The sequence below is a fragment of the Diaphorobacter sp. JS3051 genome (assembly GCF_015832135.1).
In the GTDB taxonomy this organism is placed as follows: domain Bacteria; phylum Pseudomonadota; class Gammaproteobacteria; order Burkholderiales; family Burkholderiaceae_C; genus Diaphorobacter; species Diaphorobacter nitroreducens.
The window spans coordinates 3,708,615-3,720,071 of the sequence record NZ_CP065406.1; the positions used below are offsets into that span (position 1 = coordinate 3,708,615).

Consider the following 11,457-nt stretch of genomic DNA (forward strand, 5'->3'; position numbering starts at 1 on the left):
TGTGGGGCCTTAGCCGCGGGACACGGCGGCACCCATGCGACCGCGGTACCACTCGTGGAAGTGCTGCATGCCGTCCTCCATGGGGCTCTGGTAGGGGCCGACCTCGTTGTCGCCGCGTTCCATCAGGGCCTTGCGGCCCGCGTCCATGCGCTCGGCGATCTCGTCATCCTCGATGCAGGTTTCCATGTAGGCCGCACGCTGCGCCTCGACGAACTCGCGCTCGAAGGCGACGATTTCCTCGGGGTAGTAGAACTCCACCATGTTCAGCGTCTTGTCCACACCGATCGGGTGCAGCGTGCTGACGGTGAGCACGTGCGGATACCACTCCACCATGATGTGCGGGTAGTAGGTCAGCCAGATCGCGCCGCGCTCGGGCATCTTGCCTTCGCGATACTTCAGCAGCACCTCGTGCCACTTCTTGTACACGTCGGAGCCCGGCTTGCCGAACGTGGAAGCCACCCCCACGGTTTGCACGGAGTATTCCTTTTGGAACTCCCACTTCAGATCGTCACAGGTGACGAAGTTGCCCAGGCCCGGATGGAACGGACCCACGTGGTAGTCCTCCAGATAGACCTCGATGAAGGTCTTCCAGTTGTAGTTGCACTCGTGCAGCTCGACATGGTCGAGCACAAAGCCGTCAAACGACAGTTCGCGCTGCAGGCCCATGCCGGCCAGATCGGTGGCGATGTCGCGGCCGTTGTCCTCAAACAGCAGGCCGTTCCACTCGCGCAGCTTGTAGTTGTTGAGGTTCAGGCAGGGGTCGTGCGCGAAGTGCGGCGCGCCCAGCAGCTCGCCGCTGCTGGAATACGTCCAGCGGTGAATCGGGCAGACGATGTTGCCGCCCGCATGGCCCTTGCCTTGGGCCTGCAGGTTGCCGCGGCCCTTGAGCATCACTGCCTGGCGGTGCCGGCAGACGTTGGAGATCAGCTCCACCTGTCCCTGGGCATTGCGCACGAGGGCGCGGCCCTCCTTTTCCTGGGGCAGCGCGAAGTAGTCGCCCACCTCGGGGACGGCGAGTTGGTGCCCCACGTAGCGGGGCCCTCGCTGGAAGATCGTCTCCAGTTCGCGCTGCAGCAGCGCTTCGTCGAAATAGCTGGAAACTGGTAGTTGGCTTGCGGCCTGCTGCAGTTGAAGACTTAAATCAGACATGGGTGACCTGACCTAAAGACTCCCCACAGGGAGGGTGCGCGTGCGCACGGGGCTATAGAAAAAACGAAACCGGCCCAGGGAAGTACTCCATAGCCGGTTCGTGGTGAAGGAATGGGATTATAGGTGGTGGGGTTATTTCCGCGGCGGGTGTACGTGTATTGCGCGCGCCTAGCAAGCCGCGTGCGGCGTCCGGGGCGGCGATCTCCCGCCGGCCGCGGGGGCATCCCCGCGGACTTCGCCGGGCAGGCGCGGGGCCCTGCGCCTAAAATTGGCCGTTTCCACTTGCGCCCTTGGCGCTCCGTCTCCATGGCCAAGGCCCCCGCCGCCCCTTCATCCACCCAGCCCGATCCCGTCAGCTACGAAGCCGCACTGGAAGAGCTTGAGCAGCTCGTGGGCCGCATCGAGTCGGGCCAGCTGCCGCTGGACCAGATGCTGGCGGGCTACCAGCGGGGCGCGGTGTTGCTGAACTTCTGCCGCGCGCGCCTGGACGCGGTACAGGACCAGATCAAGGTGCTGGACGAAGGCACGCTGCAGCCATGGACGCAGGAGTGACGCCCGCCATGTCCGCCGTGCCCGTGTTCGACTTCGATGGCTGGATGCGCGCGCAGCTTGCGCGGGTCGAGGACGCCCTGTCCCATTGGGTGTGCCCCGATGCGCCCGCAGGCCTGGGCGAGGCCATGCGCTATGCCGTGCTGGATGGCGGCAAGCGCCTGCGCCCGCTGCTGGTGCTGGCCGCTTGCGAGGCCGTCGGCGGAAACGCGCAGGCCGCCCTGCGCGCCGCCTGCGCGGTGGAGCTGATCCACGCCTATTCGCTGGTGCATGACGACATGCCCTGCATGGACAACGATGTGATGCGCCGCGGCAAGGCCACGGTGCATGTGCGCTTTGGCGAAGCGCGTGCACTGCTGGCGGGCGACGCACTGCAGGCGCTGGCATTTGAGCTGCTCACGCCCGAGGATGGGGTACCGCCGGCCATGCAGGCGCGGCTGTGCCGTGAGCTGGCCCGCGCCGCAGGCGCCGACGGCATGGCCGGCGGGCAGGCCATCGACCTGGCCAGCGTGGGCCTGCAGTTGTCTGAAGACCAGTTGCGTCAGATGCACCGCCTGAAGACGGGCGCGCTGCTGCAGGCCAGCGTGGTGATGGGCGCGGTCTGCGGCCAGACCCCGGAGGGCACGCTGCGCGCGCTGAGCGACTACGGCGCAGCCATGGGGCTGGCCTTCCAGGTGGTGGACGACGTGCTGGACGTGACCCAGGACTCCGCCACACTGGGCAAGACCGCCGGCAAGGACGCCGCGTGCGACAAGCCGACCTATGTCTCGCTGATGGGGCTGGAGGCCGCGCGCGCGCATGCCGAAGCCCTGCGCGCGCAGGCACTGGCGGCGTTGGCCGCCAGCGGCCTGACCGACACGCGGGCGTTGGCGGCGTTGGCCGACATGGTGGTGCGCCGTTCGCATTGATGATGGGCAAGGCTGCGCATGGCGGGGCTGGTGTCTTTTTATGAATCAAATTGGCCTCTAGCGCTTGTTCATCAAGCGCTAGCAGCTACTAAAAATATAGCATATGTCCACGACGAACTATCCGCTGCTTGAGCGCGTGAACGATCCCGCCGACCTGCGCCGGCTGCCCCGTGCCGAGCTCAAGGCACTGGCTACGGAGCTGCGCGCCTTCGTGCTGGAGAGCGTGTCCAAGACCGGCGGGCATCTGTCGTCCAACCTGGGCACGGTGGAGCTGACCGTGGCGCTGCACGCCGTGTTCGACACGCCGCGCGACCGGCTGGTGTGGGACGTGGGCCACCAGACCTACCCCCACAAAATCCTGACCGGGCGGCGCGACCGCATGCCCTCGCTGCGCCAGCTGGGCGGCCTGTCGGGCTTTCCGCAGCGCGCCGAGAGCGAATACGACACCTTTGGCACCGCGCACTCGTCCACCAGCATCTCCGCGGCGCTGGGCATGGCGCTGGCGGCCAAGCAGCGCGGCGACGAGCGCCGCTGTGTAGCCATCATCGGCGACGGCGCCATGACCGCCGGCATGGCCTTCGAGGCGCTGAATAACGCCGGCGTGGCCGACGCCAACCTGCTGGTCATCCTGAACGACAACGACATGAGCATCAGCCCGCCCGTGGGTGCACTGAACCGCTACCTGGCGCAGCTCATGAGCGGACAGTTCTACGCCAAGGCACGCGACGTGGGCAAGAGCGTGCTCAAGAACGCGCCGCCGCTGCTGGAGCTGGCCAAGCGCCTGGAGCAGCAGGCCAAGGGCATGGTGGTGCCGGCCACGCTGTTCGAGAAGTTCGGCTTCAACTACATCGGCCCCATTGACGGGCACGACCTGGACTCGCTGATTCCTACGCTGGAAAACATCCGCGGTCTCAAGGGCCCGCAGTTCCTGCACGTAGTCACCAAGAAGGGCCAGGGCTACAAGCTGGCCGAGGCCGACCCCGTGGCCTACCACGGCCCGGGCAAGTTCGATCCGCGCGTGGGCCTGGTGAAACCGGCCACGCCGCCCAAGCAGAGCTTCACGCAGGTCTTTGGCCAGTGGCTGTGCGACATGGCCGAGAAGGACGAGCGCCTGGTGGGTATCACGCCCGCCATGCGCGAGGGGTCGGGCATGGTGGAGTTCCACCAGCGCTTTCCCGAGCGCTACTACGACGTGGGCATCGCCGAGCAGCACGCCGTGACCTTTGCCGCCGGTATGGCGTGCGAGGGGGTGAAGCCGGTGGTGGCGATCTACTCGACCTTCCTGCAGCGCGCCTATGACCAGCTCATCCACGACGTGGCGCTGCAGAACCTGCCCGTGGTGTTTGCCCTGGACCGTGCGGGCCTGGTGGGTGCGGACGGCGCCACGCACGCCGGCGCGTATGACATCGCCTTCGTGCGCTGCATTCCGAACATGAGCATGGCCTGCCCGGCCGACGAGCGCGAATGCCGCCAACTGCTCACCACCGCCTACGAGCAAGACCACCCTGTGGCCGTGCGTTACCCGCGCGGCGCGGGCGTGGGCGTGGCGCCGCTACCCGGTCTGGAGGGGCTGCCCTTCGGCAAGGGCGAGGTGCGTCGCAAGGGCCGGCGCATTGCCATCCTGGCTTTCGGCACGCTGCTGTACCCGGCGCTGCAGGCGGCCGAGGCGCTGGACGCCACGGTGGTGAACATGCGCTGGGCCAAGCCGCTGGATACGCAGCTGCTGCTTCAGGTGGCAGCGGAGCACGATGCGCTGGTCACCGTCGAGGAGGGCTGCATCATGGGCGGCGCCGGCAGTGCCGTGGCCGAGGCGCTGGCCGCCGCAGGCGTGCAGCGCCCCTTGCTGCAACTGGGCCTGCCCGACGCGTTCATCGAGCATGGCGACCCGGCCAAGCTGCTGGCCCTGCAGGGGCTGGACGCCGCTGGCATGCAGCGCTCCATCACCGAGCGCTTCGGCGCATTGCCGGGCGAGCAGGCGCTGGCAGCGGCCTGACGCGTTTTCCTTCCCTTCACAACAATGCAGTCATCCCGCGGCAGCGTGCCGCTGGGATGCGTCGCGGCGCCTGTGCAGCCCATCGCGGGGGCCTGTGTTGCCCCTTGCCCGGCCGAGTAATACGCGCCATTCGCTGATTTTTCAGGGGAAACCCGCAACGGGGCCGGCAACCCACGTTTTTACAATTTACCTCCGCTCATCGGCGGGATTCAGCGGCGCGTACACTCAACCGCGTTACTGTTTGTTTGCTTCATCATTTCGGAGAATTTGTCCATGGATCGTCGCTCAATCATCAAGCAGGCCGGTTTGGCTGGCGTACTCGCAGCCGGGGTTGCACCCGCAGTGCATGCCCAGGCCGCCGTTCGCTGGCGCCTTGCCTCCAGCTTCCCCAAGTCGCTGGACACGATCTTTGGCAGTGCAGAAAAATTGTCCCAGGCCGTCAAGGCGATGTCGGGCGGCAAGTTCGAGATCTCCGTGCACCCCGCCGGCGAGCTGATGCCCGCGTTTGGCGTGGTGGATGCGCTGCAGGGCGACACCATCGATATGGCCCAGACGGCCGCCTACTACTTCACCGGCAAGGACCCCGTGTTCGCCTTCAGCTGCGCCGTGCCCTTCGGCCTGACCACGCTGCAGATGGCAGCCTGGAAGGACCACGGCAACGGCCGCAAGTACCTGGATGCCTTCTTCGAGAAGTACAACTTCAAGACCGCCAGCGCCGGCAACACCACCACCCAGATGGGCGGCTGGTACCGCAAGGAAATCAAGACCGTCGCTGACCTCAAGGGCCTGAAGATGCGCCTGGGCGGCGGCGTGTTCGGCGAGGCCATGGCCAAGCTGGGCGTGGTGGCGCAGAACATGCCCGCCGGTGACGTGTACCAGGCGCTCGAGAAGGGCACGCTGGACGCCGTGGAGTTCGTTGGCCCGTACGACGATGAAAAGCTGGGCTTCAACAAGGTGGCGCCGTACTACTACTATCCCGGCTGGTGGGAAGGCTCCGCTGACCTGGAGTTCTTCATCAACATCAAGAAGTACAACGCCCTGTCGCCCGAGCACAAGGCGATCCTGGACGCAGCCACCCGCGTGGCCGCTGCCGACATGACCGCCAAGTACCAGGTGTTCAATCCGCGCGCCATCAAGAACCTGGTGGCCAACAAGACGCAGCTCAAGGCGTTCCCCAAGGCGATCATGGACGCCGGCTTCAAGGCGTCGATGGAAGTGTTTGCCGAGCACGAGGCCAAGTCGCCCGAGTTCAAGAAGATCCACCAGGACATGCGCGCCTTCCAGCGCGACCAGATCCTGTGGAACCGCTTCTCGGAGTTCCCGTTCAACCAGTACATGAACAGTGTGAAGATCTGATCGCGTGGCGGGCTGCTGCCCTTGCGGCGGCGGCTTGCGACCAATCCAACGAGGCCGCAGTTCCCTGCGGCTTTTTTGTTGCCCGCGCAAACTAAAAAAGCCCCGGCGTACCGGGGCTTTTAGTGGGGGTGAGACGGCTTACTTGCTGCCCGAGCCCATGGCGTCCTGCAGCGCCTTGGCTGGGTCGTCCGAGCCGTAGCCGCCGTCGGCAGGGGGTGCCAACTCGCCCTCCGGTGCCGGTGCCGGTGCCTGCTCGGCGTCTGGAGCGGGCTGCGATGCGAACGGGTCGTTGCCTGGCGCACCGTAGCTCTCCGCATCCTGGAGCGCATCCATCATTTGCGCGCCCACCGCTTCCATGTTCACTTCCACCTTTTTGTCCAGGCTGCCCGTCACCAGGGACGGGAAGGTGATGAGCAGGCTCACCATGATCAACTGGATCAGGACGAAGGGAATGGCGCCCTTGTAGATCTGCATGGTGGTCACGGGCTGGATGGCCTTGTGCGTCACCCGGTCGATGTAGGGCTTGTCCGGGGCCACCGAGCGCAGGAAGAACAGCGCGAAGCCGAAAGGCGGGTGCATGAACGAGGTCTGCATGTTCATCGCCAGCAGCACGCCGAACCAGATCAGATCGATGCCCATCTTGTCGGCGACGGGTCCCAACAGCGGCACCACGATGAAGGACAGCTCGAAGTAGTCCAGGAAGAACGCCAGAAAGAAGATCATGAGGTTCACCACGATCAGGAAGCCCACCTGTCCGCCGGGCAGGCTGGCCAGCAGGTGCTCCACCCACTTCGGGCCGTCGGCCGCCTGGAACACCAGGCTGAACGTGGTGGCGCCGATCATGATGAACATCACGAAGCTGGCCAGGCGCGTAGTGGCGCCCAGCGCCTGCTTGAGCAGGGGCATGTCCAGGCGCCGGCGCGCGAAGCCCATGACCAGCGCCGCCATGGCACCCATGGCACCGCCTTCGGTCGGTGTGGCAATGCCCAGGAAGATGGTGCCCAGCACCAGGAAGATCAGCAGCAGTGGCGGAATCAGCACGAAGGTCACGCGCTCGGCCAGGCGGGAGAGCATGCCCAGCTTGAGCACGCGGTTGATGCTCGCGATGACGAACGCGATGAAGGTGCCGCCGCACATGGCGGTGACGACCTTCTCATCGGTCGGCACGTCCAGCACTTCGGTGCCTGTCCACCACGTATGCACGTCGGCCATGTGAGCGGCCAGGAAGATCGATGCTGCCGTGGAGATGCCCATCACGACGGCCAGCGAGGCATAGCCGGAGCTGCCATTGTCTTCACGGTAGATGCGCGCCTCGGGTGGCAGGGCGGGTACGGACTGGGGCTTGAAGATGGCCAGGATGACCACCCACAGCACGTAGAGGCCGACGAGGATGAAGGCGGGCACGAATGCGCCCTTGTACATCTCGCCCACGCTGCGGCCGAGCTGGTCGGCCATCAGGATCAGCACCAGTGATGGGGGAATGATCTGGGCCAGGGTGCCAGATGCGGCAATCACACCGCTGGCGAGCCGCCGGTCGTAGCCGTAGCGCAGCATGATGGGCAGCGAGATCAGGCCCATGGAGATCACCGAGGCCGCCACCACACCGGTGGTGGCCGCCAGCAGCGCGCCCACGAAAACCACCGCCAGCGCCAGGCCGCCGCGCAAAGGGCCGAACACCTGGCCCACCGTGTCGAGCAGGTCCTCCGCCATGCCGCTGCGCTCCATGATCAGGCCCATGAGCGTGAAGAAGGGCACCGCCAGCAGCGTGTCGTTGGCCATGATGCCGATCAGGCGCTGCGGCAGCCAGGCCATCACGGACGAAGGAAAGACCCCCAGCTCGATCCCCAGGAAGCCGAACAGCAGGCCGCAGGCGCCCAGGCTGAACGCCACGGGGAAGCCCAGCAGCAGGAAGATGATCAGGCTCCCGAACATGACGGGGGCGTAATTGCTTGTGATGAATTCCATGAAATGCTTTCCTGGGGCAGATCAGCGTTGCGCGGCGGGAGCGGCGGACAGGGCCTGCTCCTGCTTTCTCTCAGCTTCGGCGCGCAGCGCCTCGGCCAGTTCTTCTTCAGCGCTCTTGTCGCTGAGCTTGCCCATGGGATCGGGCCCCTGGCCACGCAGGAAAGCGATGCGCTTGATGAGTTCGGACCAGCCCTGCAGCATCAGCAGCGTGATACCGACGGGAATCGCCACCCATACGGGCCAGCGGATCAGGCCGCCAGGATTGCCGGACACTTCACCCGACTGGTACATCTGGATCACGACCGGCATGGTCAGGTACAGGATGGTGATGCACAGCGGGGTGAGAAAGAGCGCAAAGCCCACGATGTCGATCCACACCTGCACCTTCTTGGGCAAGCGGCTGTTGACCACGTCGATGCGCACGTGCTCGCGGTTGAGCAGCGTCCAGCCGGCGGCGATCAGGAAAGACCATGCGAACAGGTACCACTGCACTTCCAGAAAGGCGTTGGAACTCGTGTCGAACGCCTTGCGCACGATGGCGTTGGCGGCACTGATGAAAGTGGATGCGAAGATGAGCCAGATTGAATACTTGCCCACGAACGCGTTGAGCCTGTCGATGGCCCGCGACAGTGAAAGTAAAGCCTGCATGGTGTCTCCAAGAAGATGGCTGGGTGCGCGTGTCTGTCCGCACGCGGGGTGGGGCATGGGCCAGATCGATTTGCAGAACGCTGACGCTTCCGTCGGTAGGCAGGGCACGGTCGGCGGCGCCGCGCACACGTTCTTACAAAGGTGACATTCTACGAAGTCACGCAGCCTCGCCAGGTAAAGGGTTTAGCCTGCCCCCGCAGGGGGAGGGGCGTTGCGCTGCTATGAAAATGGGAGAAAACGGCGCACGCAATAGCGCAGGCGGTCCACGCGCTGCCGCACGAAGGGCGACGCATCGCCCGTGCGTCGCCAGGGGGGCGGGGCTTTCAGTCGCCCATGACCACGCCTTCGCGCCGCGGGTCCGCTCCGCCCAGCCACATGGGTTTGCCATGCACTTCGCTGCGCGTAATGGCCTGCAGGCCGCTGGTCATGTTCATCTCGCGCACTTCCGCGCCGCGTGCGCGCAGGTTGTCGATCGTGGTGGAGGTGAAGCGCTTTTCCTCCAGCATGGTGGGGCCGTTGAGGTTGCCGAAGTTGGGCAGATTGATCGCCTGCTGCGGCGTCAGGCCCCAGTTGAAGATCCCGTAGATCGTCTTGGCGGTGTAGTGGATGATGAGCGCGCCGCCCGGGCTGCCTCCGCTCATCAGCAGGCGCCCGGACGCCTTGTCAAACACCAGTGTGGGCGCCATGGACGAGCGGGGGCGCTTGCCCGGCTCGACGCGGTTGGCGATGGGGCGGCCCTGGGCGTCGCGCGGCGCAAAGCTGAAGTCGGTCAGTTCGTTGTTGAGCAGGAAGCCCCCGCTGCGCGCGCTGCTGGTGCTGACCATCTGGCGGGAGCCGAACTGGTCTTCGATGGTGGTGGTCATGGCGACGGCATTGCCCCCGGCATCGACGACGCTGATGTGGCTGGTGCCGTATTCCGGCTGGTCGGGCATGGGCGCCATGCTGGTCTGCGCCCCGCCGGGGGTTCCGGGCTGGGCCACCTTCATGCTCTGCGGCTGGATGAGGCGTGCGCGGCTGGCGAGGTAGGCCGGCTCCAGCAGGCTCATCCAGCTGCCGGCAGGGGGGCGCACGAAATCGGGGTCGGCCACGTATTGCGCGCGGTCGGCGAAGGCCAGGCGGGCGGCTTCGTTGTACAGATAGAGCCAGTCGGCCGTGGGCAGCGGGCCCAGCGGGTCGGCGGAACCTTGGGGGCCCTCCTGCAACGGCATGGTCGTGGCATCGGTGTTCTTCAGGATGCCCAGGATCTGCGCCACGGCAATGGCGCCGGAACTGGGCGGCGGAAAGCCGCAGACGCGATAGGCTTTAGCGCCGATCTGGTAGTCGGAGCACAGGGCCTCCCGTTTCTTGGGCTGGTAGCCTGCCAAGTCGGCCAGGCTGAGCCCGCCGGGATTGCCTGCGTGGCCCTGGACCTTGGCCACGATGGCCTGGGCCACTTCCCCTTCAAGCAGCGCCTTGGAGCCGTTCCTGGCTATGGCACGCAGCACGCTCGCCAGCTCAGGATTCTTGAGCGTGTGCCCCACGGGCCAGGGTTGGCCGGCGGCATCGAAGAAATAGGCACGCGCCACGGGGTCCTGCGCGAGGAACTTCTCATTGGCCAGCAAGGTGTGCAGGCGCGCACTGACCTTGAAGCCCTGTTGCGCCAACTGGATGGCGGGCTCGAACAGTGTGGCCCAGGCAAGCTTGCCGTGTTCCTTGTGGGCCTGCTCCAGCATGCGCACCGTACCCGGCACGCCGACCGAGCGCCCGCCCACCACAGCGTCATGGAAGGCCATGGGCTTGCCATTGGCGCCAATGAACAGGTTCTCCGTGGCGGCCGCGGGGGCGGTCTCGCGCCCGTCGTAGGCCTCGACCTTGCTGCCAGCCGCGTGCAGCAGGAACGCGCCGCCGCCGATGCCACTGGACTGCGGTTCCACGAGGGTAAGCACCATCTGTACCGCGATGGCCGCATCCAGCGCCGAGCCGCCTGCCTTCAGCACCTGGTAGCCGGCGTCGGTCGCCAGCGGATTGGCGGCTGCCACCGCGAAGCGCTCGGTAGCCCAGCCGGGCTTCTCCGTGTAGCCGGAAGAGCCCTCGGGCTGTTGCGGCACCTGGTAGTGGAATGCGGCGGGGGGGCTGGAGCAGGCCGCCAGCGTCACCACCGCGAGGGCAGCGACGACAGAGGCGGTCATACGTTGGGCGCGCAGGTACGGTCGCATCGGGGTCTCCTTGGTGGTGGCGTGATCCGGGCCATCGTACTGGGCAGAAAGGTCACACGCTCCCGCTGTTACATGCTGGTACGCTGCTGTTGGCAGGTGGTGGATAAGTGTCATGCAGGATGGCGGAAATGGTTACGTTTTGACATACTCCGCGCACCCATTGGATCACGGCGCGCCACGCGTCTGTGACGCATCTTGCACCGACCCCCGAAGCACGGGGCTGATGGAGGTTTCCTTGAAAAGCTCCCCCGACGTGTGGCTGCTCGCTCGGCCCCTTGGCAAGCCTGACGGCCATGCCTGAGCGCAAGGAACGGCTGGCTGTTCTGCGCGATTCGCTGCGCGACCCCCAGGGCCGGTGGCTGCGGGGCGCCGTATGGGTGCTTGTGCTGGCGGCGCTGGGTGCCTGGCTGGCAGTGGAAGCGGTCGCGCTGGTGCGCTCGGAACAGCGCCAACACGAACGCAATCAGCTGCTGGAAGGCATGGAGCAGACGCTGCTGGGCGAGAGCAGCAACGGCCCGCTGCTGGGAATGGTTACCTTGCTTGGCTTGAGCGAGCCGTCGCTCAAGGCTGCCGCGCAGGGCTTTCTGCCCTACGATGCGCCGCCGGTGCTGGCGCGCCTGGGCGTCATCCGCGGCCGCTTCATGGTGGATGGCGCCTACGTGATCGCGCGCGACGGCACGGTGGTAGCGCATGA

At 66.0% G+C, this 11,457-nt stretch carries 8 protein-coding genes; 4 read left to right on the top strand and 4 right to left on the bottom strand.

Going from position 1 to position 11,457, the window contains the following annotated elements; all coding sequences use genetic code 11:
• Positions 1–9 precede the first annotated feature (9 nt).
• Complete coding sequence (locus I3K84_RS17690) at positions 10–1,149, bottom strand: aromatic ring-hydroxylating dioxygenase subunit alpha (protein WP_196995082.1); 1,140 nt, start codon at positions 1,147–1,149, stop codon at positions 10–12.
• 306 nt (positions 1,150–1,455) lie between these two features.
• Here I3K84_RS17690 and xseB point away from each other — a divergent pair, with 306 nt between their 5' ends.
• From xseB to I3K84_RS17710, 4 genes are all read left to right on the top strand, one after another.
• Positions 1,456–1,701 carry an exodeoxyribonuclease VII small subunit gene (xseB, locus tag I3K84_RS17695; RefSeq protein WP_015912683.1) on the top strand — a complete coding sequence of 82 codons (246 nt, stop codon included), beginning with the start codon at positions 1,456–1,458 and terminating at the stop codon, positions 1,699–1,701.
• Positions 1,702–1,709: 8 nt separating this feature from the next.
• Positions 1,710–2,606 (top strand): polyprenyl synthetase family protein, encoded by an 897-nt coding sequence (locus I3K84_RS17700; protein WP_231403360.1) that lies wholly within the window; start codon positions 1,710–1,712, stop codon positions 2,604–2,606.
• Between the two features lie 103 nt (positions 2,607–2,709).
• Positions 2,710–4,599, top strand: coding sequence for a 1-deoxy-D-xylulose-5-phosphate synthase (dxs, locus tag I3K84_RS17705; RefSeq protein WP_196995084.1), 1,890 nt, complete (start codon positions 2,710–2,712; stop codon positions 4,597–4,599).
• A gap of 273 nt (positions 4,600–4,872) precedes the next feature.
• Positions 4,873–5,955, top strand: a complete 1,083-nt coding sequence (locus I3K84_RS17710) for a TRAP transporter substrate-binding protein (protein WP_011804476.1) — start codon at positions 4,873–4,875, stop codon at positions 5,953–5,955.
• Positions 5,956–6,093: 138 nt separating this feature from the next.
• Here the strand turns inward: I3K84_RS17710 and I3K84_RS17715 are convergent, their stop codons facing one another.
• From I3K84_RS17715 to I3K84_RS17725, 3 genes are all read right to left on the bottom strand, one after another.
• Positions 6,094–7,920: a TRAP transporter large permease subunit gene (locus I3K84_RS17715; protein ID WP_196995085.1), complete on the bottom strand. Its 1,827-nt coding sequence runs from the start codon at positions 7,918–7,920 to the stop codon at positions 6,094–6,096.
• A gap of 21 nt (positions 7,921–7,941) precedes the next feature.
• Positions 7,942–8,568, bottom strand: a complete 627-nt coding sequence (locus I3K84_RS17720; RefSeq protein WP_103737304.1) for a TRAP transporter small permease subunit — start codon at positions 8,566–8,568, stop codon at positions 7,942–7,944.
• A gap of 323 nt (positions 8,569–8,891) precedes the next feature.
• Positions 8,892–10,763, bottom strand: coding sequence for a gamma-glutamyltransferase family protein (locus tag I3K84_RS17725; protein WP_196995086.1), 1,872 nt, complete (start codon positions 10,761–10,763; stop codon positions 8,892–8,894).
• Positions 10,764–11,457: the final 694 nt, after the last annotated feature.

What these genes read in the sequence shown, in the direction of transcription:
- I3K84_RS17725 (WP_196995086.1), bottom strand. Translation starts at nt 10,763, where the DNA reads ATGCGACCGTACCTGCGCGCCCAACGTATGACCGCCTCTGTCGTCGCT.
- dxs (WP_196995084.1), top strand. Translation starts at nt 2,710, where the DNA reads ATGTCCACGACGAACTATCCGCTGCTTGAGCGCGTGAACGATCCCGCC.
- I3K84_RS17715 (WP_196995085.1), bottom strand. Translation starts at nt 7,920, where the DNA reads ATGGAATTCATCACAAGCAATTACGCCCCCGTCATGTTCGGGAGCCTG.
- I3K84_RS17700 (WP_231403360.1), top strand. Translation starts at nt 1,710, where the DNA reads ATGTCCGCCGTGCCCGTGTTCGACTTCGATGGCTGGATGCGCGCGCAG.
- xseB (WP_015912683.1), top strand. Translation starts at nt 1,456, where the DNA reads ATGGCCAAGGCCCCCGCCGCCCCTTCATCCACCCAGCCCGATCCCGTC.
- I3K84_RS17720 (WP_103737304.1), bottom strand. Translation starts at nt 8,568, where the DNA reads ATGCAGGCTTTACTTTCACTGTCGCGGGCCATCGACAGGCTCAACGCG.
- I3K84_RS17710 (WP_011804476.1), top strand. Translation starts at nt 4,873, where the DNA reads ATGGATCGTCGCTCAATCATCAAGCAGGCCGGTTTGGCTGGCGTACTC.
- I3K84_RS17690 (WP_196995082.1), bottom strand. Translation starts at nt 1,149, where the DNA reads ATGTCTGATTTAAGTCTTCAACTGCAGCAGGCCGCAAGCCAACTACCA.